Genomic DNA, 24,728 nt, shown 5'->3' with positions numbered 1-24,728 from the left:
CGAACCGGGCGGACCGCTTCAGGTCCGCACCTTGCCGTCGCCCGTGAGCATCGAGAGCTCGACGAACTTCGAGCCCACGTGGTTCTTCGCCGAGAACGAGACCTCGAAGCCGCCGAGCTGCAGCCGGTCGATGCTCTCGAGGCCGGTGATCAGTCCCTCGCGCGACAGCTTGCCGGGCGCCTTGCGCAGGCCCTCGACCAGCAGCTTGGCCGCGAGATAGCCCTCGAGGCTCGAGAAATTGGCACTGGCACCGTTGCCGGCCTTGCGCACCGCCTCGGTGAACTCGCGCGCGATCGCGTTGGCCTGGCTGTAGGGCGAGGGCACGACCTGGGTCACGAGCACGCCCGCGGCCTCCTTGCCGAGCTCGTCCGACAGCGCCTGGGTGCCGACGAACGAGAGGTTGAAGAAGGTGCCGCCGAAGCCGGCCTTGCGCGCCTCGCGGATGAAGGCCGCGCAGGCCTTGTAGGCGCCGACCTGGACCACCGCGTCGGGCCGCGCGGCCAGCAGCGTCTTCACGGCCGGCGCCACCTCGACCGAATTGCGTTCCACCGTGGCCTGCGCGATCGGCTTGAGCTGCTGCTCGGAAAGCGCCAGCGTCACGCCGTCGAGGCCGGCCTTGCCGTAGGCGTCGTTCTGGTGGAACACCGCGATCTTCTTCAGGCCCAGGTGCGTGAGTTGCCTGACCATCAGCGCGGTCTCGTCGTTGTACGAGGCGCGCAGGTGGAACACGTTCTTGTGGAAGGGCTCGCGCAGCGCCATCGCGCCGGTGAAGGGCGCCACGAACGGCACCTTGTCCTTCACCGCCAGCGGCAGCGCCGCCAGGCTGGTGGGCGTGCCGATGTAGCCGAACAGCGCGAACACGTCCTCGTCGATCAGCTTCTGCGTGTTGGCCGCGCAGCGATCGGGCTCGTAGCCGTCGTCGAGCGTCTTGATCTGCACCGCGCGGCGGCCGGACTGGGCGTTGTAGGCGTCGAGGAACACCTTCGCGCCCTGGTGGAACTGGATGCCCAGCTGCGCTGCCGGGCCGGTGAACGGCGCCGACTGGCCGAGCACGATCGGTCCGTCGCCCTGGGCCCGGGCGACGGCGGCGAAACCGCCGAGCGCGGCGGCACCGGCCGCGATCGAGAAATGTCTGCGATGGATCATTTGCGAAAACCCCCTCCTGCCATACGTCATGCGACGGACCCCGCGCATGCCTGGAAAACCTTAAAAACTTTAGACTCGCCCGATGGCCCTCGCCTCGAACGACACCCCCCACGAATCCCCGCCCGCCGACACCGCCACGGTGCTCGGCGCCTGCCCCCACGATTGCCCCGACACCTGCGCGCTCGTCACCACCGTCAAGGACGGAGTGGCGGTCAAGCTGCAGGGGAATCCGGCCCATTCGCACACGGGTGGCGTGCTCTGCACCAAGGTGTCCCGCTACATCGAACGCAACGACCATGCCGAACGGCTGGTCCAGCCCCTGAAGCGCGTCGGTCCCAAGGGCAGCGGCCGCTTCGAGCCGGTGAGCTGGGAGGCCGCGCTCGACGATATCGCCGCGCATCTTCGGTCATTGCAGGCCGATCCCGAGAGCATTCTCCCCTACAGCTATGCGGGAACCATGGGCCTGGTGCAGGGCGAGTCGATGGACCGACGCTTCTTCCACAAGCTCGGCGCCAGCCTGCTCGACCGCACCATCTGCTCGATGGCCGGCGGCGAGGCCATGGTCCACACGCTGGGCGGCAAGGTCGGCATGCGCATCGAGTTCTTCGCCGAGGCGAAGCTGATCCTGATCTGGGGCAGCAACTCGATCGCGAGCAACCTGCATTTCTGGCGCCATGCCCAGGCGGCCCGGCGCGCCGGCGCGCGGCTGGTGTGCATCGATCCGCGCCGCACCGAGACCGCCGACAAGTGCGACGAGCACATCGCGCTGCTGCCGGGCACCGACGCCGCGCTGGCATTGGCGCTGATGCACGAGCTGATCGTGCACGACTGGCTCGACCACGACTACATCGCGCAGCACACGCTGGGCTGGGAGCAGTTGCGCGAGCGCGCGCTGCAATGGCCGCCCGCGCGCGCGGCACGCGTGTGCGGCGTGCCCGAGGAACAGATCGTGGCGCTGGCCCGGGCCTACGGCACCACCAAGCCGGCCGCGATCCGCCTGAACTACGGCATGCAGCGCGTGCGCGGCGGCGGCAACGCGGCGCGCGCGGTGGCCTGCCTGCCGGCGCTGGTGGGCGCCTGGCGCGACCGCGCGGGCGGGCTGCTCTTGAGCAGCTCGGGCCATTACCCGGTCGACCGCGCCGCGCTGCAGCGGCCCGAGCTGCTGGCGGGCCGCCGGCCGCGCACCATCAACATGAGCACCATCGGCGACGCGCTGCTCGACGCCGCGAAGCCGATCCAGGCGATCGTGGTCTACAACAGCAACCCGGTGGCGGTGGCGCCCGAGTCGGCCAAGGTGGCGGCGGGCTTCGCGCGCGAGGACCTGTTCACCGTGGTGCTCGAGCAGTTCCGCACCGACACCGCCGACTACGCCGACTACCTGCTGCCGGCCACCACGCAGCTCGAGCACTGGGACATCCACTGCAGCTACGGCCACACCGACGTGCTGCTGAACCGTCCGGCCGTGGCGCCGCGCGGCGAGGCGCGCAGCAATGCCTGGGTGTTTCGCGAGCTGGCGCGCCGCCTGGGCTTCGACGAGCCCTGCTTCGCCGAGAGCGACGAGTCGCTGTGCCGCACCGCCTTCGCCGAGGGGAGCATCGATTTCGCGCAGCTGCTGGCGCAGGGCTTCACCAGCGTGAAGCTGCCCGAGGCGCCGTTCGCCGAGGGCCGCTTCCCCACGCCCTCGGGCCGCTGCGAGTTCCACAGCGCGCGCCTGGCGGCCATGGGCATGGACGGCCTGCCCGACCACGTGCCCAACTGGGAGCCGGCGGGCAGCTCCACCGAATTCCCGCTCGCGATGATCTCGCCGCCGGCGCGCAACTTCCTCAACTCGACCTTCGTCAACGTGACCAGCCTGCGCGCGATCGAGGTCGAGCCGCTGCTCGAGATCCACGCCGACGACGCGGCCGTGCGCGGCATCGAGGACGGCGCGCTGGTGCGCGTGTTCAACGGCCGCGGCGAGCACCGCTGCCGCGCCGAGGTCTCGCGCCGCGCGCGCCCCGGCGTGGTCAACGGCATGGGCATCTGGTGGCGCAAGCTCGGCATGGACGGCACCAACGTCAACCAGCTCACGAGCCAGCGCCTGACCGACATCGGCCGCGGGCCGACCTTCTACGACTGCCTGGTCGAGGTCGAGCGCGTGGCCGGCACGCAGGCGGCGACGGCGTGAAGGCCGCCTCGGTCGCGGTGCTGGCCGGTGCGCTGCTGCTCGGCGGCTGCGCCGACCTGCGCTACTACTGGCAGTCGGCCAGCGGTCACATCGGGATCATGCGCGCGGCCAAGCCGGTGCCCGAGTGGCTGGCCGACCCGGCGGTGCCGGCGGCGCTCAAGACCAAGCTCGAGCTCACGCAGCGCATCCGCCGCTTCGCGAGCGCCGAGCTGGGCCTGCCCGACAACCCCAGCTACACCGCCTACGCCGACCTGCACCGCGCGGCCGCGGTGTGGAACGTGGTGGCGGCGCCGCCGTATTCGCTCACGCTCAAGAGCTGGTGCTTCCCCGTCGCGGGCTGCGTGGGCTATCGCGGCTACTACAGCGAGGAGGCGGCCAAGGCCGAGGCCGAGGCGCAGAAGCGGCAGGACCTCGAGGTCTCGGTCTACCCGGTGCCCGCGTATTCCACGCTGGGCTGGATGAACTGGGCCGGCGGCGACCCGCTGCTGTCGACCTTCATCGGCTACCCCGAGGGCGAGCTCGCGCGGCTGGTGTTCCACGAGCTCGCGCACCAGGTGCTCTACGTGGCGGGCGACACGGTGTTCAACGAGTCCTATGCGACGGCGGTCGAGCGCATCGGCGGCGCGCTGTGGCTGCAGCGCGAGGCCGGCGAGCCGGCGCGCCGCGAGTACGCGCAGTTCGATGCCCAGCGCCAGCAGTTCCGCGCGCTCGCGCTCGACACCCGGCGCGCGCTCACGCGGGTCTACGAATCGCCCGAGGCCAAGGCCGAGGACTGGAAGGCCGTGGCCGCGATGAAGCAGGCCGCGATGGACGACTTTCGCGCCCGCTACGCGGCGCTGCGCGAGGGCTGGCCCGGCCCGCGCCAGCATGCCTACGACGGCTGGGTGGCGCGCGCCAACAACGCGGCCTTCGGCGCGCAGGGCGCCTACGACGACCTGGTGCCGAATTTCGAGGCGCTGTTCGAACGCGAGGGCAGGAGCTGGCCGCGCTTTTACACTGAGGTCCGCCGCATCGGCAGACTGCCGACCATGGAGGAGCGCCGCCAGGCACTCGCCACGGCCAGCGGCATCCAGCAGACGCGGCGCGGCCGCGGCCACGACAACAACGGAGAACACGACGGTGCCTGACATCCATATCGAACGCCAACACACCCTGGGCATCGCCCGCGCACGCCAGGTGGCACGCAAGTGGGTGCGGCAGGCCGAGCAGGAGTTCGGGCTCGACTGCGTCTACACCGAGGGCGAGGAGCGCGACGTGGCGACCTTCACGCGCGCCGGCATCGACGGCACGGTCGAGGTGACGGCCCAGACCTTCACCTTCGACGCGACGCTCGGCTTCCTCTTCAGCAGCTTCAGCGAAATGATCGAGCAGAAGATCAGCCGCAACCTCGATGCATTGCTGGGGCCGGCCGAGGGCGGCAACCGCTTCGCCTGACACCCGCGGCGCTCAGGCAATGGTGTAGCCGCCATCGACCGGCAGTGCCGCGCCGCTGATCATCGACGCGCCCTCGCTCGAGAGAAAGAGGATCGGCGCCACCACCTCCTCCACGCGCGCGAAGCGCCCGAGCGGAATGCCCGCGATGGCGGCCGCGCTCTTGGCCGGATCGGCCCAGGCCTGTTCGGCCATGGGCGTGAGGGTGACGGTGGGATTGACGCTGTTGACGCGGATGCCGTGCGGCCCGAGCTCGAGGCACAGCGAGCGCGTGATCGCGTCGAGCGCGGCCTTCGAGGCGCAATAGCAGAGGTGGTCGTCGAGCGCGACCAGCGCGGCCTGGCTCGAGACGTTGACGATGCTGCCGCGCACGCCGGCCGCGGCCATCGCCTTGCCGCAGCGCGCGGCGACCAGCGCCGCGGCACGCGCATTGACGGCCATGACGGCATCGAAGCTGTGGGCCTGCAACTCGAGCGCCGGTTCGAGCAGCGCGATGCCCGCGCAGTTCACGACGAGGTCGAAGGCGGGCAGTTCCGCGAATGCCCGGTCGAGGGCTTGCGGATCGGACACGTCGAGCACGAGCGGGGTGCAGCCAGTCTCCGCTGCCAGCTCGCGAAGGGCTTCGGCGTTGCGTCCCACGGCGGTGACCGCGGCGCCCGATCGTGCGAGCTGCGTGGTCACGGCGTGGCCGATGCCGCTGCTGGCGCCGGTGACCAGGGCTTTGCGGTTACTGAAATCGAAGGTGATGGTCATGTCGGGTTGCTTGGGTTCGGGGCGCGTGCACAGGACAGCGGGTACTTCCCTCCGCGAATGTCCCCCGGCCTTCGGCCTCCTCCTTTATTTCGCTGCGGGAAGCACCCACTGCCCTGTGCACGAGAGGCGTGATGGTCGTGTGGCTGGTGCCGTGGTCGTGCACTCATTGGAGGCGGTGCATTGCATCGCGCAATGCCGGGTAGAGCGACTTGTAGATCTCGAAGCGCTCGCGGTAGACGGCCTGAGCCTCGGGCTCGGGCCTTGCGCGTTCCACCAGCGTGACCCAGCCGCGTTCGGCCGTCGCCGCATCGACCAGGCCCGCGCCCAGCGCCGCGAGCATTGCCGCGCCGAGGGCAGCCTCGACTTCCTCCTCGATGGTGAACACGGGATAGCCGGTGATGTCGGCCACGATCTGCATCCAGAGGTCGGAATGGGCCGCGCCGCCGACCACGATCAGGCGCGGGTCCAGCGGCTGGCCGCTGCGGCGTCCGGCCTCGATGTTGTGCTGCAGCGCGAAGCTCACGCCCTCGAGCACGGCGCGGTAGAGATGGGCACGGCCGTGCGCGAGCGAGAGGCCGATGAAGGCGCCCTTGGCCTGCGCGTCCCAGATCGGGCTGCGCTCGCCCATCAGGTAGGGCAGGAACACCAGGCCCTGCGCGCCGGGCGGCACGTCGACGGCCTGGCGCTCGATCAGCGCATGCGCGTCCTCGCCGGTGCGCGCGGCCTCGGCCAGCTCGGCCTGGCAGAAGGTGTCGCGAAACCAGGTGACGGCCGCGCCCGCGGCAATGGCGCCGCCGAACACGTAGCTGCGGTCCGCGCCGCGGTACACATGCGGCATGCCGATGAGCCGGTGGCGCGCGTCCACGCCCGGGCTCACGAAGCCCCAGCACATGCTGGTGCCGATCATCGCGACATGGTCGCCGCTGCCGGTCACGCCCGCGCAGAAGGTGGCCACCGCGGCATCCACGCCGCCGCCCATCAGGGGCATGCCTTCGGCGAGGCCGAGCTGCGCGGCCCATTCGGCCTTCAGGCCGCCGACCACGTCACTCGATTCGACCAGCCGCGGCGGCATCATGCGCGCCGGAATGCCCAGCATGCCGAGCGCTTCATGGGACCAGCCGCGCCGCGCCGCGTCGTACACGCCGCCGATGTTGCCGGCCGAGCTGTGGTCGACCGCGAGCTCGCCGGTCAGGCGCCAGTTGACGTAGCTGTTGGGCGGCAGGAACCAGCGCGTCTTCGCCCACACCTCGGGCCGGTGCTCGCGGATCCACAGCATCTTGGTGTAGCCGTAGTAGCTGTCCACGCCGTTGCCCGTGATCGCCTGCAGCTTCTCGACGTCGACGGTCGCGTTCACCGCATCGACCTGCGCGGTGGCGCGGCGGTCCATCCAGATCAGGCAGGGATGCAGCGGCTGCATGGCCTCGTCGACCGGGATGCCGGCGCCGCCATAGAGGCTGCTCACGCACATCGCGGCGATGTCGCCGGGCGCGACGCCGCTCTTCGCGACGCAGGCGCGCACGCTCTCGCACACGGCGTCGAACCACACGGCACAGTCCTGCTGCGCCCACAGCGGCTTCGGCGTCTCGGGCTGGTAGGCCACGCCGGCCTGCGCGCGCACGCGCCCGTCGACGCCGACCAGCAGGCACTTGGTGCTCTGCGTGCCGATGTCGACGCCGATCACGTACTTCATGGGGCCGTCCGCGGCTGTGGCTTGAGAAGCACCTTGATCGAGTCGAGCGAGTTGGCGAGCGCGAAGGCGCGCTCCCATTCGGTCAACGGGAAGTCGTGCGTGACGATGCCTTTCGAGGTCACAAGCCCGCGCGCCAGCAGGTCGATGGCGATCGGGTAGCAGTAGGGGCCGAGGTGGGCGCCGCGCACGTCGAGTTCCTTGCGGTCGCCGATGATCGACCAGTCGGCGCTGGTCTCCGCGCCGAAGACGCTGAACTCGACGAAGCGGCCGAGCTTGCGGATCATCTCCAGGCCCTGCGTCACGCCGATCGGCGCGCCGGTGGTCTCGATGTAGACGTCGCAGCCATAGCCTTCCGTCAGGCCCTTGACGATGGCGTCGGCGTTCTCGGTCTTCGGGTTGATCACGACGTCGGCGCCGTACTGCTTCGCGAGCGCGAGGCGCTCGGGCACGAGGTCGATCACGATCAGCTGCCTGGGCGTCTTGAGCGCCGCCACCTGCGTCATCATCAGGCCGAGCGGACCGGCGCCCGCGATCACCACCACGTCGTCGAGCTGGATGTCGCCGCGGTTCACGGTATGGATCGCGCACGACAGCGGCTCGATGATGGCCGCGTCCTCGAGCGGGATGCCGTCGGGGATCCTGTGCACGCGCGCGGTCGGCGGCAGCCGCATGTAGTCGGCCATGCCGCCGTCGGCCACGATGCGCTGGAAGCCGAAGATGTTGTGCACCTCGCACATCCAGTACTTGCCCGAGGTGCAGAAGCGGCACTTGCCGCAGGGCACGATCTGCTCGGCGATCACGCGGTCGCCCTTGCCGACGCCGAAGTGCTCGGCCGCGCCTTCGCCGAGCGCCTCGACGTAGCCGAAGAACTCGTGGCCCGGGATCACCGGCGCCTTGACCCACGAGGGCTGGCCATCGCCGCCCCAGAACATCTTCGCGCCCGAGTGGCACTTGCAGTCGGAAGCGCAGATGCCGCAGGCCGCGATCGAGATCAGCAGTTCGTTGGCGCCGATGGCGGGCACCTCGACGGTCTCGAGGCGGTAGTCCTTGGGGCCGTGGCAGACGACGGCCTGCATGGAAGCGAGTTGCGAGATGGCGCCCGACGTACCGGGCTGGAGTTTCTGGTAGCTCATGGTTCTTTCTGGTCAGAAGGATTGCGGTTCTTTCGCGGAACACCGCGGAACCGGCTTTGCCGGGCCGCTGGTGTTGCCCCCGGTAGGGGGTGGGAGAAGCGACACGAAGTGCGCGAAGCCTGGGGGCGAGCTCATTTTTTTGCTTCGCGGCTGATGAAGATCGCCAGCAGCACGATGCCGCCCTTGATGATCAGTTGCAGGTACGGCGACACGCCGATCATGTTGAGCCCGTTGTTGAGCACGCCCAGCAGCAGCGCGCCGACGAGGGTGCCGACGATCGCGCCGCGGCCGCCGGCGATCGAGGTGCCGCCCATCACCACGGCGGCGATGGCGTCGAGCTCGAAGCCCACGCCCACGCCGGGCTGGCCGCTGGTCACGCGCGAGGCCTGCACGATGCCGGCGACCGCGGCCGTGAAGCCGCTGAGCGCATACACCAGCAGCTTGTAGCGCGACACCCGCACGCCCGACAGCCGCGTGGCTTCCTCGTTGCCGCCGATGGCGTAGACGTAGCGACCGAAGGGCGCCATGTTCAGCAGCACGTAGGCCGCGAGGTAGGTGGCGAGCATGAGCAGGATCGGCACCTTGATGCCCGCGAGCGTGCCGCCGCCGAGGAAGGCGAAGGACTCGGGCAGGCCGTCGATCGGGTAGCCGCCGGTGTAGATCAGCGCGATGCCGCGCGCGATGCCCATGGTGGCCAGCGTCACGATGATCGGCGGCATGCGCAGGTAGGCCACGCAGTAGCCGTTGAACAGGCCGATGACCGCGCCCACGGCCAGGCCCAGCGGCACCGCGAGCAGCGGCGGCAGCCCGAACTGCACCATCAGCCCCGAGGCCAAGGTGCCCGACAGCGCCACCACGGCGCCCACCGAGAGATCGATGCCGCCGGTGAGGATGGCCGCGGTCATGCCGACCGCGATGATGGCGTTGATCGAGGACTGCAGCGCGATGTTCTGCAGGTTGCCCCAGGACAGGAAGTTGTCGGTCGCGACGATCATGAAGACCGAGATCGCGACCAGCCCGACCAGCGGCAGGAAGGCCGTGGAGCGGCGCAGCTCGGTGAGGAATCCGCCGGCGGGAGCGGGCGGCGCGGGATGGCTGGCGGTGGCGTTCATGGCGAACCCCCTGTGGTTGCGTGGCGCATGATGTCGCCGGAGTGGATGGAGTCGCCCTCGAGCGTGGCCACGATGGACCCGCCCGAGAACACCGCGACGCGGTCGCACATGCCGACGATCTCGGGCAGCTCGCTCGAGATCATCAGCACCGCCTTGCCCTGGCGCGTGAGCTCGCGCATCAGGGCGTAGATCTCGGCCTTGGCGCCGACGTCGATGCCGCGCGTGGGCTCGTCGAAGATCAGCACTTCGCAGTCGTGGCCGAGCCAGCGCGCGATCACCACCTTCTGCTGGTTGCCGCCCGAGAGCGTGGCCACGCGGGTCTCGAGGTCGGGCGCCTTCACGCCCACGCGGCGCGCGAGCTCGGCGGCCTCGCGCTTCTCGGCGCCCTCGCGCACCAGGCCCGCGCGACGGTGCCGGCCCAGGTTGTTGAGCGTGATGTTGAAGCGGATCGTGAAGTCGGTGATCAGCCCCTGCACCTTGCGGCTCTCGGGCAAGAGGCCGATGCCGTGCGAGAGCGCCTGCGTCGGGTCGTCGAGCCGCACGGGCGTGCCGTTGCGCAGCACCGTCTTGCGGTGCGCGCGGTCGGCGCCCATCATGCCGAGCGCTAGCTCGGTGCGGCCCGAGCCGACCAGTCCCGCGAAGCCGAGGATCTCGCCCGCATGCAGTTCGAAGGCATTGACCGGCCCGCCCTTCGCGAGCTGGATCTCGGGCACCTCGAGCAGCTTGCGCGCGCCGGCCGCATGCGGTGCCGGTTGCGGCTTGGGCGGAAAGCTCTGCTCGATGCGACGGCCCACCATCATCTCGACCAGCGCGTCGATGTCGGTCGCGCCGACCTCCGCATGGCCCGCGTTGGCGCCGTCGCGCAGCACGCTGATGCGGTCGCAGACCTCGAAGATCTCGTCGAGGTGGTGCGAGATGAAGATCATCGCCACGCCGCGCTCGCGCAGCGAACGCATGATGCGGAACAGGTGGTCCGCCTCGTTCGGCGTCAGCGTGGCGGTCGGCTCGTCGAGCACCAGCAGGCGCGCCTTCAGCGACAGCGCCTTGCCGATCTCCACGAACTGTTGCTGCGCCACCGAGAGCCGGCACACCGGCACGCGCAGGTCGATGCGCACGCCGAGCTCGTCGAACAGCTGCCGCGCCGCGCGCCGCATCGCGGCCTTGTCGATCAGGCCGAAGCGGCGCGTGGGGTAGCGGCCCAGGAAGATGTTCTCGGCCGCGTCCAGGTGCGGGATCAGGCTGAACTCCTGGAAGATGATCCCCACGCCCGCCGCGATGGCGTCGGCATAGCCCGCGAAGCGGCGCTCGCTGCCGTCGATGTAGATGCGGCCCTCGTCGGCCTGGTGGATGCCGCAGAGGATCTTCATCAGCGTCGACTTGCCCGCGCCGTTCTCGCCGAGCAGCGCATGCACCTCGCCCTTGCGGATCGAGAGGTCGATGCCCGAGAGCGCCTGCACGCCGGGAAAGCGTTTCGAGACGCCCTCCAGCCGCAGCATCTCGGCGGTGTCGTTCATGGTCACGGCCAGGGTCCGTCCGCGCCTTACCAGCTGAAGCTCTTCGCGCCTTCGGCGTCGATCAGCTTCACGTCGACCGGCACCGCCGCCGGCACGTTGGCGCCCCACTTCTTCGCGAGCGCGATGCCGATGGCCAGCCGGATCTGGTCGCGCGGGTATTGCGCGGTGGTGGCGATGAACTTCGAGCCCGGCTTCTGCATCGCCTTGATGGCCTCGGGCGCGCCGTCGACGCTGGTGAGCTTCACATCCTTGCCGCTGGCCTCGATGGCCGCGAGCGCGCCCATCGAGCCGCCGTCGTTGACGCTGAACACGCCCTTGAGGTCCTTGTTGGCCTGCAGGATGTTCTCGGTCACGGTGAGCGCGGTGGCGCGCTCCTGCTTGCCGTTCTGCGTGCTCACCACCTTGATGCCCGGGTACTTCGCGAGCGCCTCTCGGCAGCCCTTCACGCGCTCGAGGATCGGCACCACCGGAATGCCGTCGAGGATCGCCACGTCGCCCTTCTCGCCGATGGCCTTGGCCAGGTACTCGCAGGCCAGCCGGCCCGCGTCGGTGTTCTTCGAGCCGACGAAGGAGTCGACCGGGCCCTGCGCGTTGGCATCGACCGCCACCACCACCAGCCCGGCCTTCTTGGCCGAGCGCACCGCCGACTGCACGCCGGTGGAGTCGGTCGGGTTCAGCAGCAGGATGTCGACCTTCTTCTGGATCATGTCCTCCACGTCGCCGATCTGCTTGGCCACGTCGTGGCGCGCGTCGGTCGCGACCACGCTGGCGCCGATGCTCGCGGCCGCTTCCTCGAGCGCCTGCTTCATGGTCACGAAGTAGGGGTTGTTGAGCTCCTGGAAGCTCATGCCGATGCGCAGCGGCTGCTTCGGCGCCTGGGCCTGCGCGGCGGCGGCGGCGCACAGCAGCGCGGCGAAGGTGGCGGTGGCGAGGATGTTCTTCTTCATGGCATGTCTCCTTGGGTGATGACGGTGGAAAGGACGCGGGCAAGGCTTCGCCCCGCGCGGTGCCCGAACGGGCCCGCGCCGATGGCGATGCGGGAAACGGGGGGCGGGCCGCCTACGGCGGGCTGGCGCCGCGCAGGTGCGCGGCCTGCGCCGCCTGCATGCGGTGGAAGTTGCGGAACTTGGTCGGCGGCATGCGCTTGTGCAGCAGGAACTGCCGGTTGAAGTTCGACACGTTGTTGAAGCCCACGTCCATGCAGACGTCGAGCACCGGCTTCTCGCTGGTGGTCAGCAGCTCGCAGGCGCGGCTGATGCGCAGCCGGTTCACGTAGCGCACGAAGGACTGGCCGGTGTGCTTGCGGAAGGCGCGCGAGAAGGCGCTCGGGCTCTGGCCCACCAGTTCGGCCAGCATCGGTTCGCGCAGCTCGTCGCCGAGGTTGGCGGCGATGTGGGCCAGCACGTTGTTGATGGCGTGCGACATGAAGGCCTTGGGATCGGGCTTGAAGGCCGGGCTCGCGAGCCGCTGGCGGTCCTGGCTCGCGGCCAGCAGCTCGAGCAGCGACAAGAGCAGGATCACGCGGCGCAGCCCGCGCGCCTCGAGCAGCGCTTCCATGATCGGCTTGGCGGCGGCCGCGGTCTCGGCCGAGAACAGCAGCCCCGCGCCCGACTCGGCGATCAGCGGCGCGATGCGCGCGAACTCGGGAAAGCTCGCGGCCATGTTGCGCACCAGGCCGGCCGGGAACTGGATCACGATGCCGCGCCGCTCCACGCTCTGGCCCGCGGGCACGTCGCTGATCCAGTTGTGCGGCAGGTCAGGGCCCATCATCACGAGGTTGCCGGGCTCGAAGTGGCCGACGTGGTCGCCCACGAAGTAGACGCCCTGGGTCTCGACGATGAGCTGGATCTCGTACTCCGGATGGAAGTGCCAGCGCACGGTGCGGTAGGGGTAGCCGTGGGCCCAGCAGGCGAAGGATTCGTCACCGCGGACTTCGACGATTTCCAGATCGGGTTGCATGGCGCTCGTTGTTCCTCGGGCAGTGTTCGGTTGGGGGTGCGTGACAGCGTGGGGCGGACTGTACGAATCGCTCCCGATGCCAACAACCAGAGATGGCGGCCCGAATCGATACTTTTTTGATGCCGGATGCGGGCCGCGCGGCATGCTTCGCGGTCCGCGCTGCGGCGCAGCAAAGGGCTTTCTCCCCGAGGGAAACGGCCGTTGCCGATCGATATTGCTGCGCTGCGGAAGGGCGGGCGTTGCGGCGCCGTGCCAGCGTCAAGAATTCATAGGTGTTTTCCCGCCCCGAAGCCGCCCGGAACCCGCGCGACGGCACGCGGCACACTCGCAGGCCATGACGACATCCACCGCTTCCTCTCCCGCCGCCGGCCCGCTCGCCGGCCTCAAGGTCATCGAGCTCGGCCAATTGATCGCCGGCCCCTTCGCGGCCCGCACGCTGGCCGACTTCGGCGCCGAGGTGGTCAAGATCGAGCCGCCCGGAGCGGGCGATCCGCTGCGCAGCTGGCGGCTGATGAAGGACGGCACCTCGGTCTGGTGGCAGGTGCAGTCGCGCAACAAGCGCTCGCTGGCGCTCGACCTGCGCGAGGCCGAGGCGCAGGCCATCGTGCGCCAGCTCGCGGCCGAGGCCGACGTGCTGATCGAGAACTTCCGACCCGGCGCGATGGAGGGCTGGGGCCTGGGGCCCGATGCGCTGCTCGCGGCCAATCCCGCGCTCGTGATGCTGCGCATCAGCGGCTATGGCCAGACCGGGCCCTACCGCGACCGGCCGGGCTTCGGCGTGGTGGCCGAGGCCATGGGCGGGCTGCGCCACCTCACGGGCGAGCCGGGCCGGGTGCCGGTGCGCGTGGGCGTGTCGATCGGCGACACGCTGGCCTCGCTGCATGGCGTGGTCGGCGTGCTGATGGCGCTGCAGCACCGCCATGCGACCGCGAGCGCCGAGCATCCGAAGGGCCTGGGTCAGGTGGTCGACGTGGCGCTCTACGAGGCCGTCTTCAACTGCATGGAGAGCCTGCTGCCCGAGTACGGCGCCTTCGGCGCGGTGCGCGAGGCCGCGGGCAGCGCGCTGCCGGGCATCGCACCGACCAATGCCTACCGCTGCGCCGACGGCGGCTATGCGATCGTCGCGGGCAACGGCGACAGCATCTTCCGCCGGCTCATGGGCTGCATCGGCCGGCCCGATCTCGCGGCCGATCCCGCGCTGGCGAACAACGCCGGCCGCGTGGCTCGGGTGGAAGTGCTCGATGCCGCCATCGGCGACTGGGCCGCCAGCCGCACCGTCGACGAGGTGCTGGCCGCGCTCGATGCCGCGCACGTGCCGGCCGGGCGCATCTACACGATCGCCGACATCGCGGCCGACCCGCACTACGCGGCGCGCGGCATGCTGCAGCGGCTGCGCATGGACGACGGCAGCGAGCTGTCGGTGCCGGGCTTCGTGCCCAAGCTCTCGCGCACGCCGGCCGCGCACCGGCTCAACGCGCCCGCGCTGGGCGCGGACACCGACGCGGTGCTCGAGGAGATCGGATTGACCGCCGGCCAGATCGCGGCGCTGCGCGAGCGCGGGATCATCGGCGGGGCGTGAGGGAGGCCGGCGCTCAGCCGCGCAGCGACTCGATCAGCGCGATGTACTGTTCCTTCGCCTCGTCGCCGCTCAGGCCCTTGCGCGAGGTCCAGGCGTCCCACTTGGCGCGCGCGACGATGTCGCTGAAGCTGGGCTTCTTGGCCGTGTTGTCGCCCTCGGTCGCCTGCTTGAACAGGCCGTAGATCTTCAGCAGCGTGGGGTTGTCGGGGCGCTCGGCCAGCAGCTTGGAATTGGCCTGGGCGGTCTGGAAGCGTTCGTCGAGGTCGGACATGGCGGGGGGGCGGAAGTGGGTGGAAAGAATCGGTCATCTTACTGACCCGACAGTCACCCTCGTTCGAGCCCGCGCCGCGTGAGGGGACTCAGGTCGTGGTCTGCACGTGCAGCCGGCTCGACTTGGAACGGTGCAGTGCAAGGTAGTGCTCGAGCGGCCGGCCGTTGAGCCCGTAGGCGATCGACTCGATGCGCAGCAGCGGCTCGGGCGCGGACAGGTTCAGCAGCTCGCAGGTCTGGGCGTCGGGCAGCACCGCATCGATCCAGCGCTCGGCGCGCACCGGGCGCAGGCCGTACTGGCGGCGCAGCACGTCGTAGAGCGAGCGGTCCTCGAGCCGGATGCGGTGCAGGCCCGGCGCCATGTCGGCCGGCACCACGGTCTCGACCAAGAGGCGCAGTTCGCCGTCCACGCTGCGCAGGCGCTTGAGCGCGACCACCTGCGTGTCCTCGGTCAGGCCGAGCGCGCCGGCCTCGAGCGCGGTGGGCAGGCGCAGCTCCTGGGTCAGGATCTGGGTGCGCACCGAGCGGCCCTTGCGCTCCATCTCGTCGGAGAAGCCCAGCACGGTGGAAACGAAATCATCGTCGCGCTCGCGCGATGCGACGAAGGCGCCGCGGCCCTTGATCTTGTAGATGAGGCCGTTGCGCACCAGATCGGCCAGCGCCTCGCGCACCACGATGCGCGAGATGCCGTACTGGTCGCCGAGCTCGGCCTCGGACGGCAGCTTGGCGCCGATCGGCAGTTCGCCCTGGAGGATCTGCCGGCGGAGCAGGTCACGGAACTGGGCCCACAGGGGCGATTCGGAATTCCGGTCGAGGGCGGGCGCGGTCAAGGTCGGGCTGTTCACGTGAGGATGGGCTTGGAGGCCATCAATGATGCATCCAAAGGGGAGTCCGTTGCCGGGGCGGTGGTCTGCAGGCGCACGCCGTGGCGTTCGCGCAGCGCGGTGGCACAGGCATGGAGCTCCTCGCGCTGGCGCTGCGCGTCCCAGCCCAGGGCCTCGGCCGCGATGCCGGCGATCTCGGCCAGCGCGGCGTCGGTGACCTGGCCGCGGATCGCCAGCAGGGTGCGGCGCACCACCAGGTCCGACAGGTGGATCACGCCGGTCTCGAGGCACAGGTAGCCGATCTCGGCCACCGAGTAGTCGGGCGCATGCAGCAGCGGCACGTCGCCCGAGGCCGCGAGCCGCTGCGCCAGCGGCAGCGCCTTGGCGCCGTAGCGCGCGAACAGCGCCTGGGCGCGGCGGCGGTTCGCGCCGGTGGCCATCAGGCGTTCGAGCAGCCGCTCGGTGGCGGCCGCGTCGGCCGGAAACTCGGCGCCGCCGCCGATCGGCAGCATGTCGGTGGAGGCGGTGCGCGCGCGGCCGAGGTGGCGCAGCACCGCGTCGGTGGCCTCCTCGGCCAGCGCGCGGAAGGTGGTCCACTTGCCGCCCACCAGGCAGACGATCGGGATGTCGCGCGTGGCGTTCGGCGGATCGATGGCCACCGAGTGGTCGCGCGAGATCTGGCCCGGCTTGTCGGCATCGGAGCGCGCCAGCGGCCGCACGCCGACATAGGTGTAGACCACGTCGGCCGGGTCGAAGGCGAGGTTGGGGAACACCTCGCGCAGCACCTCGAGCAGGTAGTCGACCTCCTCGGGCTCGGTGGCGATCTGGTCGGGGTCTTCCACCGGGATGTCGGTCGAGCCGACCAGCACGCGGTCGAGGAAGGGATAGACGATGCACACGCGCCCGTCCATCGCCTCGAAGTAGGCCATGCGGCCGTCGAGCGCGTCGCGCAGCGCGGGGTGGGCGAGCACCAGGTGCGAGCCCTTGGTGCCCATCACGCGCGGCCCGCTGCCGCCGAGCACCGCGGTGCTGCGGTCGAGCCAGGCGCCGCTGGCGTTGACCACCGTGTCGGCGGTCACGCGCACCAGCTCGCCCGTGATCTCGTCGCGCAGGGTGAGGATGTTGCCGGCGCAGCCCATCACGCGGCAGTGGTTGACCGCGGTGGAGCGCGGCTGGTCGCGGCAGGCATCGGCGATCAGCTCGAGGATCAGCCATTCGGGATGGCTGATCCAGGCGTCGAAGAAGGTGGCGGTCCAGCGGATCGCCGCGCGGAACAGCTGGCGGTCGCGCGGCGGCACGCGGTCGATGCGGTGGCCCGGCATCACGCGCTGGCGCCGGCCCAGCAGGTCGTACAGGCGCAGCCCCAGCGCCACCGCGAGCAGGCCGCGCGTGCGCGGCGAGGCCGGCCGGCCGAGGAAGCGCAGCGCGCTGCCGAGCATGCCGCCGAACAGGCTCGCGAGCGGCACCACGGTCTTCAGCGGCTTCACCAGGTGCGGCGCGTTGCGCAGCAGCAGGTTGCGCTCGCGCGTGGCCTCGGCCACCAGCGAGAAGCTGCCGTTCTCGAGGTAGCGCAGGCCGCCGTGGATCATGCGCGAGGGCGCGCTGCTGGCGCCGGCGCCGAAGTCGCCCTTGTCGACGATCAGGCAATCCACGCGCTGCAGCGAGAGGTCGCGGAACACGCCCACGCCGTTGATGCCGGCGCCGACGATGACGGTGGAGAAATGGCGTCCGGCGAGCGAGGCGGGACGGGTGAAGGGCAGTTGCCAGGCGCTCATCGTGCGGAATCCGGCATGCGGGTGGTGCCGGTGGTCAGGGTGAAGGCCGGTGCGAGGCTGTCGAGCAGCGCATCGAAGCCGGCCAGGAAATCGGCGCAGGCCGGGATGTCGCCCGCTTCGGGCGCGAGGGTCTCGCAGGGCGCGAGCAGGTGGGCGTTGGCGGGCGCGTCGAGGTCGAGGCCCTGCGAGATGGCCGCATAGAGCGCCGCGCCGCGCGCGCCGGTCTCGTCGTCGCCGCAGCGCGCGACCGGCCGGCCGAGGAAACCGGCCAGCAGCCGCGCCAGCCGCGCGTCGCGCGCGCCGCCGCCGAGCATGGTGAGCGCTTCGGGCAGCAGGCCGTGGGCCGCGAGCCGTCCCAGGTGGCGCGCATGCAGCGCCACCACCGCGTCGACCACCGCGCGCGCCATGTCGGCGCGGCCATGGTGGCTGCGCAGGCCGACGAAGCCCGCGCTCGCGCCCGGCGGCGCGCTGCCGCCGTTGACGAAGGGCAGGAAGCGCACGCCATGCGCGCCCAGCGGCGAGCCCATGGCGGCATCGATCACGGCCTGCTCGCTGCCGAAGCCCAGCGCCTCGGCGGCCCAGGCGATGTTGGCCATCGACGAGGGGCTGTTCTCCATGTAGAGCCGGCGGTCTGTCGGCCCGAAGTTCACCACCCCGGCCACCGGCGGCTTGGGCGTGCCCGCGGGCGTGGCCGCTCCGATCGCCGCGTTCACGCTCCAGGTGCCGAACACCGCCACCGCATGGCCGCGCGCCTCGGCGCGGATCGCGGTCATCGAGGCCAGCAGGTCGATCGCGCCCATGGCCACCGGCACGCCAGCGGGCAGGCCGCAGGCCGCGGCCTGCGCCGGCAGCAGCCGGCCGTACACCTCGCCGCTGGGCACGATGCGCCCGAGCATGCGCGGCGACAGGTCCGACAGGCCCGCGGCGTCGAAGGCCTGCTGCGACCAGCGGCCGCTGGCCAGCGTCACCAGCCCGGCGGTGCTCGCGTCGCTGAGGTCGGTGGCGGTCTCGCCGGTCAGGAGAAAGCCCAGGTAGTCCTTCGCGAACAGCAGGCGCTGCAGTTCGCCGCGCTGCACCGCGTCGTGGCCGAACAGCTCGGCCGCGATCAGCGTCGGCTGTCCGGGCCAGGGCCCGCAGCCCACGTCGTCGAACAGCGCCGCGCCGTGGCTGCGCGCGAGCTTCAGTGCCCGCGCGGTGGCGCGCTGGTCGGTGGAGGCGACCGCGCTGCCGCCGACCAGCCGGCCGGCCGCGTCGAGCGCATAGAGGCCGGCGCCGTGACCGGTGCAGCCGATGGCGCGCACCGCGGCGGCCAGCGGTCCGAGCTGGCCCGCGATGGCGCCGAGCACGCGGCCCAGCGCCGCATGGATCGCCGCCTCGGCCACCTCGCAGCCGCCGCCGGGGCGCCGGTCGTGCGGCAGCGCGGCGCGCGCCAGCGCCATCGTGCGGCCGCTGTCGGCATCGAGCGCGAGCGCCTTCAGGCTGCTCGACCCCATGTCTATACCCAGGTAGATGTTCGTTGTCATGTCATAACAGCTTCGGGCAATTTGGTTCAGATCGCAGTAGCGTTTCCCCTAGTATTCCGGCCAAAACGAGCCGCATACATTCTGACCTGTCATGACAACAAGCATGACGACTAGAGATCCAAAGCCACCCGCCAAGGCGGCCCATCTGCCAGGTCAGAGCAACACGAGGAGACAGAAGTGAGAAGAGATTTCCTGAAGTCCGCGGCGGCCGCCGCAGCCACCACCGGCCTGGGCCTGGCCGGCTCCAGCGCCTTCGCCCAGCAACCCGCCGCACCGGCGGCCACCGGCCTGCGCGGCAACGCGAGCGACGTCTACGTGATGAACGTGATGGTCTCGGGCGTCGAGTACTGGTTTCCGGTCTACGAAATGATGAAACAGCTGGGCCGCACGCTGGGCGTGCGCACCCGCTACACCGGCACCCCCGAGTACGACGTGAACAAGCAGCTCGCGTCCTTCGAGCAAGAGCTGGCGCGCAAGCCCGCGGGCATCCTGCTGCACCCGATGAACCCCGATCCGTTCATCGAGCCGATCAACCGCGCCGTGGCGGCGGGCATCCCGGTCGTGACCTTCGCGGCCGACTCGCCGAACTCCAAGCGCGCCTCGTTCGTCACCTCCGACAACGACCGCGAAGGCACGCAGGCGGCCGACGCGATCGCCGCCGCGCTCGGCGGCAAGGGCGAGTACGCGGTGCTCGAGAACCCGGGCCAGGACAACCACGACCGCCGCATCGCCGCCTTCATCAACCGCATGAAGTCCAAGCACCCGGGCATGAAGCTCGCGGGCCGCGCGGCCAGCAACCAGGACCCGAGCAAGGCCTACCAGGCGGTGCTGAGCCTCGCGCAGGCCAACCCGAACCTGGGCGCGCTGTTCATGCCCGAGGCCAACTCGGCGCTGGGCGCGGCGCAGGCCAAGATCGAGACCAAGAAGAACATCCGCGTGATGTGCTGCGACGTCAACGCCAAGATCCTCGACATGATCAAGGCCGGCGACGTGTTCGGCGCCATCAATCCCAACCAGGGCATGCAGGGCTACATGGGGATGATGATGCTGTTCCTGGCCAAGAACCCGCAGCTCATCGACCCGATGAACGACGCCAAGCGCAACGGCACCAACCCGATGTCGGTGCCCTTCCTCGACAACGGCCTGTCGGTGGTGAGCAAGGCCAACGCCGACGACTTCTACTGGGACAAGTACCTGGCGCGCCGCGGCACCAAGGGAATCGGCGAGTGAGCGACGACCCGAAGCCGCTGCTCTCGCTGCGCGGCATCAGCAAGCGCTTCGGCGCTTCGCGCGCGCTCGCGGGCGTGGACTTCTCGCTGCGCGCCGGCGAGATCCACGCCCTGTGCGGCGAGAACGGCGCCGGCAAGTCGACGCTGATGAACATCATCGACGGCATCCACCAGCCCGACGAGGGCACGATCGCGCTCGACGGCCGCGAGGTGCGCATCGACGGCCCGGCCCATGCCATGCGGCTGGGCATCGGCCTGGTGCACCAGGAGATCGCGCTGTGCGGCGACGCCACCGTCGCCGAGAACATCTTCATGCCCGAGATCAACGCGGGCGGCCGCGCCCTCATGGACTACGGCGGCCTCAACGCGCGCGCCGCGAAGGTGCTGCGCCGCCTCGGCCAGGACATCGACCCGGCCGCGCGCGTGGACGAGCTCGGCATCTCGAGCCAGCAGCTGGTGGAGATCGCCAAGGCGCTCACGCTCGACTGCAAGGTGCTGATCCTCGACGAGCCCACGGCCGCGCTCACCGAGCTCGAGTCGGCCGCGCTGTTCCGCGTGCTGCACGACCTCAAGGCGCAGGGCATCGGCATCATCTACATCAGCCACCGCATGGCCGAGATCTTCGCCAACTGCGACCGCGCCACCGTGCTGCGCGACGGGCGCAACGTGCACTGCGGCGCGCTCGCGGGCACCACGCCCGACGAGCTGGTGCGCCGCATGGTGGGCCGCGACCTCGGCAACTACTACCCGCCGCGCGCCACGCTGCCCGAGGCGCCCGAGACGCTGCTGCAGGTCGACGACATCGCCGACGGCGAGCGCGTGCAGGGCATCTCCTTCGCGCTCCGGCGCGGCGAGATCCTCGGCATCGCGGGCCTCATGGGCGCCGGGCGCAGCGAACTCGCCGAAACCGTGTGCGGGCTGCGGCCCGCGCGGCGCGGCAGCGTGCGGCTCGGCGGCAAGACGCTCGCGATCCGCAAGTACGCCGACGCGCTGCGCCACGGCATCGCCTACCTCAGCGAGGACCGCAAGGCCGCGGGCGTGTTCCTCGACCTGCCGATCGCGCAGAACGTCTGCGCGATGGCGCTGCGGCGCGTGAGCTCGCGCTTCGGCCTGATGGAACGCGCGGCCGAGCGCAAGCTGGCGCAGGACCTCGGCGCGCAGCTCAACCTCAAGTCCGACGGCGTGGCGATCGAGGTCGCGAGCCTGTCGGGCGGCAACCAGCAGAAGGTGGCGATCGCCAAGCTGCTGGCCACGAAGCCGTCGGTGCTGCTGATGGACGAACCCACGCGCGGCGTCGACGTGGGCGCGAAATCCGAGATCCACCACATCCTGCGCGCGCTCGCGAACCAGGGCGTGGGGGTGATCGTGATCTCGTCGGAACTGCCGGAAATCATCGGCCTGTGCGACCGCGCGCTGGTGATCCGCGAAGGCCGGCTGGCCGGCGAGCTCGGCACGGCCGAGATGACGGAAGAGGGCCTGCTGCGGCTGGCCTCGGGACTGGGCGAACAGGAGATGCAGTGAGCTACCAATTCAGAATAGACGGCACCAACCCCGCGAGCAGCGCCGGCACCGGCACGGCGGCGGGGGCCAAAGGAGACGCCGTGAACCTACCCTTTCGACTCGGCAGCATGCGCGAGGCCGGCCTGCTGCTGATCATCGCGGTGCTGTGCGTGGGCATGAGCTTCGCGTCGCCGTACTTCCTCACCTGGGAGAACGTCCGCGCGATGCTGCTGTCGTTCTCGATCGAGGGCATCGTGGTGGTCGGCATGACCATCCTGCTGATCGTGGGCGGCATCGACCTCTCGGTGGGCTCGGTGGTGTGCCTCGCGATGGTGATCACCGGCAAGCTGTTCCTCATGGGCGTCGACCCCTGGCTCGCGAGCGCGGTGGCGATCGGCGCCAGCGCGATGATCGGCGCGATGATCGGCGGCTGCGTCACGCGCATCGGGCTGAACCACTTCATCGCCTCGCTGGCCTTCATGGTGATCGTGCGCGGGCTGTGCCTGGCCTTCACGCAGGGCACGCCGCAGTCGCTGTTCTCGCTGCCGGCCGAGTTCAAGTTCATCGGCCAGGGCACGCTGTTCGGCATCCCGGCCGTGATCCTGATCTTCGTCGCGATCGTCGCCATCAGCGACTTCGTGCTGCGCCGCGCCACGCTGCTGCGCAAGGTGTTCTACGTCGGCAGCAACGAGAAGGCCGCGCTCTATTCGGGCATCCGCGTGGGCCGCGTGAAGTTCTGGGTCACGGTGCTGTGCTCGGCCTCGGCCGGCCTGGCCGGCGTGATCTACACCGCGCGCTTCGGCGCCGCCACGCCCACCTTCGGCATGGGCATGGAACTCAACGTGATCGCCGCCGCCGTGATCGGCGGCGCCAGCCTCAAGGGCGGCTCGGGCACCGTGCTCGGCGCGGTGCTCGGCCTGGCGCTGCTGTCGGTGGTGACGAGCTCGCTGATCCTGCTCGACGTCTCGCCCTACTGGCAGGACGTGATCAAGGGACTGATCCTGCTCGTGGCCGTGACCATCGACCACCTGCTCAACGTGAGGAAGACCAAGAGATGAAGACGACGACGCTGGGACCGTCGGGCATACGCTGCTCGGCGATCGGCCTGGGAACCTGGGCCATGGGCGGATGGATGTGGGGCGGTGGCGACAACGCGGGCGCGACGCTGGCGATCCAGGCCTCGCTCGACGCGGGCGTGACGCTGATCGACACCGCGCCGGCCTACGGCCTGGGCCGCTCCGAGCGGCTGGTGGGCAGCGCACTCAAGGGCCGGCGCCACGAGGCCGTGATCGCCACCAAGTGCGGCCTGGTGTGGCATACGCAGAAGGGCACGCACTTCTTCGAGGAGGACGGCCATCCCGTCTACCGCTACCTCGGCCGCGATGCGATCGCGTACGAAGTGGAGCAGAGCCTCGCGAACCTGCAGACCGACTATATCGACCTCTACATCACGCACTGGCAGGACGCCACCACGCCGGTGGCCGAGACCATGGGCGCGCTGCTCGACCTGAAGAAGCAGGGCAAGATCCGCGCGATCGGCGTGAGCAACGTCGATGCCGCCACGCTCGCCGAGTACCTGCGCCACGGCCCGGTCGACGCGGCGCAGGAGCGCTACAGCCTGATCGACCGCGAGATCGAGGCCACGCTGGTGCCGCTGTGCAAGGAGCATGGCGTGGCGGTGATGGGTTATTCCTCGCTCGCGCTGGGCCTGCTCGCGGGGCCGATCGATCCCGCGCGCGCCTTCACGGGCGACGACCAGCGCGCGAGCAATCCGCGCTTTGGCGCCGACAACCGCGCGCGGCTCGCGGCCTTCTTCGCCGACCTCGAACCGCTGCGCGCCGCGCTGGGCTGCTCGTTCTCCGAAATGATGATCGCCTGGACGCTCGAGCACGGCGCCGTCTCGCTGTCGCTGTGCGGCGCGCGCAACCGGCAGCAGGCGATCCAGAACGCCGCGGCCGGCTCGGTCGCGCTCGGCGCCGACGCGCTGCTGCAGATCGATACCGCCGCGAAGCGGCACCTGGGCGCGCTGGCGTGATGTCCGGTCGACGCCCACTCGACGGGCCGTTCACGCTGAGCTTGGCCAGCCCTGAGCTTGCCGAAGGGTCGAAGCGCCGCGCGAGGCTTCGACAGGCTCAGCCCGAACGGTCTTGCAGATAACGGACGCACAGCGTTCATCGTTTCTTACCCACCTTCAAGGAGTTCTTTCGTATGTCGAAAGGCAAAGAGGTCCGCATCGCCCGCCTGCTGAAGGCCGGCCGCGGCCTGGACATCGCGCTCGATCACGGCGTGTGCAACGAGCCCAGCTTCCTCGACGGGCTCGAGGACATGCCGGGCGTCATCGACCGCCTGGTGGCTGCGGCGCCCGATGCGATCCAGCTCAACTACGGCCAGGCCGACCTGCTGCAGCTGCGCCCGGGCCATGAACGCCCGGCGCTGGTGATGCGGCTGGACATGGGCAATCCCTACAACGCCACGCGCCACCGCTCGATGTGGGCCGTGCTGCAGAACGAGCACGACCCCGTGCTGCCCGCGGTGCAGATGGACGCGGCCTGCGTGGTCGTCAACCTGTTCATGCTGCCCGACGAGCCCGAGCTGTTCCGCCAGTGCGTGCAGAACATCGCGCGCGTGCGCGCCGACTGCGACCGCTATGGCATGCCGCTGATGATCGAGCCGCTGGTGATGCAGGCGCACGGCGCGGGCCGCGGCGGCTACATGGTCGACGGCGACGCCGAGAAGATCGTGACCCTGGTGCGGCTCGCGCGCGAGATGGGCGCCGACATCGTCAAGGCCGACCCGACCAGCGACCCCGAGGACTTCCATCGCGTGGTGCAGGCCGCGCGCTGCCCGGTGCTGGTGCGCGGCGGCGGCCGCGAAGATCTGCAGCAGGTGTTCGCGCGCTCGCGCGTGCTGCTCGACCAGGGCGCGGTGGGCATGGTCTACGGCCGCAACGTCTACCAGCACGCCAACCCGTTTGCGGTGGTGAGCGCGCTGATGGCGATGATCCACGAGGGCGCCAGCGCGGAAGCGGCCTGGGCCCTCTACGAATCGGGCGGCGCGGCGCGAAGCCGGTAGCCCGGCTTCGGCGCGGCTTTTCGCGCGGCTTCCGGCGAACAGGTTTTTTTC

General features: G+C 70.4%; 21 protein-coding genes. 9 read left to right on the top strand and 12 right to left on the bottom strand.

All coding sequences use genetic code 11. From position 1 onward, the window contains the following. Window positions 1–18: 18 nt before the first annotated feature. Window positions 19–1,146 carry an ABC transporter substrate-binding protein gene (locus INQ48_29240; protein ID QRF57330.1) on the bottom strand — a complete coding sequence of 376 codons (1,128 nt, stop codon included), beginning with the start codon at window positions 1,144–1,146 and terminating at the stop codon, window positions 19–21. Between the two features lie 82 nt (window positions 1,147–1,228). Between INQ48_29240 and INQ48_29235 the strand changes: the two genes are divergently transcribed. From INQ48_29235 to INQ48_29225, 3 genes are read left to right on the top strand one after another with little or no spacing between them, the layout of a single operon-like run. Next, window positions 1,229–3,313, top strand: a complete 2,085-nt coding sequence (locus INQ48_29235) for a molybdopterin oxidoreductase family protein (protein QRF57329.1) — start codon at window positions 1,229–1,231, stop codon at window positions 3,311–3,313. Continuing rightward, window positions 3,310–4,440 carry an aminopeptidase gene (locus INQ48_29230; protein ID QRF57328.1) on the top strand — a complete coding sequence of 377 codons (1,131 nt, stop codon included), beginning with the start codon at window positions 3,310–3,312 and terminating at the stop codon, window positions 4,438–4,440. Before INQ48_29235 ends, INQ48_29230 begins: the two co-directional genes overlap by 4 nt. Then, complete coding sequence (locus INQ48_29225) at window positions 4,433–4,747, top strand: polyhydroxyalkanoic acid system family protein (protein QRF57327.1); 315 nt, start codon at window positions 4,433–4,435, stop codon at window positions 4,745–4,747. The genes INQ48_29230 and INQ48_29225 overlap by 8 nt, the downstream gene beginning before the upstream one ends. A gap of 12 nt (window positions 4,748–4,759) precedes the next feature. Here the strand turns inward: INQ48_29225 and INQ48_29220 are convergent, their stop codons facing one another. The 7 genes from INQ48_29220 to INQ48_29190 all read right to left on the bottom strand — a co-directional run bounded on the left by INQ48_29220 (window position 4,760) and on the right by INQ48_29190 (window position 12,905). Beyond that, complete coding sequence (locus INQ48_29220) at window positions 4,760–5,497, bottom strand: SDR family oxidoreductase (GenBank protein ID QRF57326.1); 738 nt, start codon at window positions 5,495–5,497, stop codon at window positions 4,760–4,762. A gap of 163 nt (window positions 5,498–5,660) precedes the next feature. Beyond that, complete coding sequence (locus INQ48_29215) at window positions 5,661–7,187, bottom strand: FGGY-family carbohydrate kinase (GenBank protein QRF57325.1); 1,527 nt, start codon at window positions 7,185–7,187, stop codon at window positions 5,661–5,663. Next, window positions 7,184–8,320, bottom strand: coding sequence for an alcohol dehydrogenase catalytic domain-containing protein (locus tag INQ48_29210; GenBank protein QRF57324.1), 1,137 nt, complete (start codon window positions 8,318–8,320; stop codon window positions 7,184–7,186). The genes INQ48_29215 and INQ48_29210 overlap by 4 nt, the downstream gene beginning before the upstream one ends. 131 nt (window positions 8,321–8,451) lie before the next feature. Beyond that, on the bottom strand, window positions 8,452–9,432 hold the full coding sequence (locus INQ48_29205) for an ABC transporter permease (GenBank protein ID QRF57323.1): 981 nt from the start codon (window positions 9,430–9,432) through the stop codon (window positions 8,452–8,454). Next, window positions 9,429–10,928, bottom strand: coding sequence for a sugar ABC transporter ATP-binding protein (locus INQ48_29200; protein ID QRF60948.1), 1,500 nt, complete (start codon window positions 10,926–10,928; stop codon window positions 9,429–9,431). The genes INQ48_29205 and INQ48_29200 overlap by 4 nt, the downstream gene beginning before the upstream one ends. A gap of 44 nt (window positions 10,929–10,972) precedes the next feature. Further along, a complete protein-coding gene (locus INQ48_29195; GenBank protein QRF57322.1) occupies window positions 10,973–11,893 on the bottom strand; it encodes an ABC transporter substrate-binding protein in 921 nt (306 codons plus the stop codon). A 112-nt stretch (window positions 11,894–12,005) separates the two neighbouring features. After that, complete coding sequence (locus INQ48_29190) at window positions 12,006–12,905, bottom strand: AraC family transcriptional regulator (GenBank protein ID QRF57321.1); 900 nt, start codon at window positions 12,903–12,905, stop codon at window positions 12,006–12,008. A 334-nt stretch (window positions 12,906–13,239) separates the two neighbouring features. Here INQ48_29190 and INQ48_29185 point away from each other — a divergent pair, with 334 nt between their 5' ends. Continuing rightward, window positions 13,240–14,484 carry a CoA transferase gene (locus INQ48_29185; GenBank protein QRF57320.1) on the top strand — a complete coding sequence of 415 codons (1,245 nt, stop codon included), beginning with the start codon at window positions 13,240–13,242 and terminating at the stop codon, window positions 14,482–14,484. Window positions 14,485–14,497: 13 nt separating this feature from the next. Here the strand turns inward: INQ48_29185 and INQ48_29180 are convergent, their stop codons facing one another. The 4 genes from INQ48_29180 to INQ48_29165 all read right to left on the bottom strand — a co-directional run bounded on the left by INQ48_29180 (window position 14,498) and on the right by INQ48_29165 (window position 18,876). Beyond that, window positions 14,498–14,755 carry an acyl-CoA-binding protein gene (locus tag INQ48_29180; GenBank protein ID QRF57319.1) on the bottom strand — a complete coding sequence of 86 codons (258 nt, stop codon included), beginning with the start codon at window positions 14,753–14,755 and terminating at the stop codon, window positions 14,498–14,500. A gap of 88 nt (window positions 14,756–14,843) precedes the next feature. Further along, window positions 14,844–15,599 (bottom strand): GntR family transcriptional regulator, encoded by a 756-nt coding sequence (locus INQ48_29175; protein ID QRF57318.1) that lies wholly within the window; start codon window positions 15,597–15,599, stop codon window positions 14,844–14,846. Then, on the bottom strand, window positions 15,596–17,353 hold the full coding sequence (locus tag INQ48_29170; GenBank protein QRF57317.1) for a glycerol-3-phosphate dehydrogenase/oxidase: 1,758 nt from the start codon (window positions 17,351–17,353) through the stop codon (window positions 15,596–15,598). Before INQ48_29170 ends, INQ48_29175 begins: the two co-directional genes overlap by 4 nt. Further along, a complete protein-coding gene (locus INQ48_29165; protein QRF57316.1) occupies window positions 17,350–18,876 on the bottom strand; it encodes a carbohydrate kinase in 1,527 nt (508 codons plus the stop codon). The genes INQ48_29170 and INQ48_29165 overlap by 4 nt, the downstream gene beginning before the upstream one ends. A gap of 177 nt (window positions 18,877–19,053) precedes the next feature. On the opposite strand from INQ48_29165, the gene INQ48_29160 reads away from it, so the two are divergent. The 5 genes from INQ48_29160 (at window position 19,054) to INQ48_29140 (ending at window position 24,677) form a co-directional block, all read left to right on the top strand. After that, a complete protein-coding gene (locus tag INQ48_29160) occupies window positions 19,054–20,106 on the top strand; it encodes a substrate-binding domain-containing protein (GenBank protein QRF57315.1) in 1,053 nt (350 codons plus the stop codon). Between the two features lie 17 nt (window positions 20,107–20,123). Then, the gene (locus tag INQ48_29155) at window positions 20,124–21,626 is read left to right on the top strand and encodes a sugar ABC transporter ATP-binding protein (GenBank protein ID QRF60947.1); all 1,503 of its coding nucleotides are present in this window, start codon (window positions 20,124–20,126) and stop codon (window positions 21,624–21,626) included. 80 nt (window positions 21,627–21,706) lie between these two features. Continuing rightward, a complete protein-coding gene (locus tag INQ48_29150; protein QRF57314.1) occupies window positions 21,707–22,663 on the top strand; it encodes an ABC transporter permease in 957 nt (318 codons plus the stop codon). Continuing rightward, window positions 22,660–23,640 carry an aldo/keto reductase gene (locus tag INQ48_29145; protein ID QRF57313.1) on the top strand — a complete coding sequence of 327 codons (981 nt, stop codon included), beginning with the start codon at window positions 22,660–22,662 and terminating at the stop codon, window positions 23,638–23,640. The genes INQ48_29150 and INQ48_29145 overlap by 4 nt, the downstream gene beginning before the upstream one ends. A gap of 173 nt (window positions 23,641–23,813) precedes the next feature. Beyond that, window positions 23,814–24,677, top strand: a complete 864-nt coding sequence (locus tag INQ48_29140) for an aldolase (protein ID QRF57312.1) — start codon at window positions 23,814–23,816, stop codon at window positions 24,675–24,677. Window positions 24,678–24,728: the final 51 nt, after the last annotated feature.

The organism is Variovorax paradoxus, assembly GCA_016806145.1.
Lineage (GTDB): Bacteria > Pseudomonadota > Gammaproteobacteria > Burkholderiales > Burkholderiaceae_C > Variovorax.
The sequence above is the reverse complement of the archived record's forward strand: the minus strand, read 5'-3'. Positions and strand labels throughout refer to the sequence as shown.

What these genes read in the sequence shown, in the direction of transcription:
- INQ48_29240 (QRF57330.1), bottom strand. Translation starts at nt 1,146, where the DNA reads ATGATCCATCGCAGACATTTCTCGATCGCGGCCGGTGCCGCCGCGCTC.
- INQ48_29235 (QRF57329.1), top strand. Translation starts at nt 1,229, where the DNA reads ATGGCCCTCGCCTCGAACGACACCCCCCACGAATCCCCGCCCGCCGAC.
- INQ48_29220 (QRF57326.1), bottom strand. Translation starts at nt 5,497, where the DNA reads ATGACCATCACCTTCGATTTCAGTAACCGCAAAGCCCTGGTCACCGGC.
- INQ48_29215 (QRF57325.1), bottom strand. Translation starts at nt 7,187, where the DNA reads ATGAAGTACGTGATCGGCGTCGACATCGGCACGCAGAGCACCAAGTGC.
- INQ48_29210 (QRF57324.1), bottom strand. Translation starts at nt 8,320, where the DNA reads ATGAGCTACCAGAAACTCCAGCCCGGTACGTCGGGCGCCATCTCGCAA.
- INQ48_29205 (QRF57323.1), bottom strand. Translation starts at nt 9,432, where the DNA reads ATGAACGCCACCGCCAGCCATCCCGCGCCGCCCGCTCCCGCCGGCGGA.
- INQ48_29200 (QRF60948.1), bottom strand. Translation starts at nt 10,928, where the DNA reads ATGCTGCGGCTGGAGGGCGTCTCGAAACGCTTTCCCGGCGTGCAGGCG.
- INQ48_29195 (QRF57322.1), bottom strand. Translation starts at nt 11,893, where the DNA reads ATGAAGAAGAACATCCTCGCCACCGCCACCTTCGCCGCGCTGCTGTGC.
- INQ48_29190 (QRF57321.1), bottom strand. Translation starts at nt 12,905, where the DNA reads ATGCAACCCGATCTGGAAATCGTCGAAGTCCGCGGTGACGAATCCTTC.
- INQ48_29185 (QRF57320.1), top strand. Translation starts at nt 13,240, where the DNA reads ATGACGACATCCACCGCTTCCTCTCCCGCCGCCGGCCCGCTCGCCGGC.
- INQ48_29180 (QRF57319.1), bottom strand. Translation starts at nt 14,755, where the DNA reads ATGTCCGACCTCGACGAACGCTTCCAGACCGCCCAGGCCAATTCCAAG.
- INQ48_29170 (QRF57317.1), bottom strand. Translation starts at nt 17,353, where the DNA reads ATGAGCGCCTGGCAACTGCCCTTCACCCGTCCCGCCTCGCTCGCCGGA.
- INQ48_29165 (QRF57316.1), bottom strand. Translation starts at nt 18,876, where the DNA reads ATGACAACGAACATCTACCTGGGTATAGACATGGGGTCGAGCAGCCTG.
- INQ48_29145 (QRF57313.1), top strand. Translation starts at nt 22,660, where the DNA reads ATGAAGACGACGACGCTGGGACCGTCGGGCATACGCTGCTCGGCGATC.
- INQ48_29140 (QRF57312.1), top strand. Translation starts at nt 23,814, where the DNA reads ATGTCGAAAGGCAAAGAGGTCCGCATCGCCCGCCTGCTGAAGGCCGGC.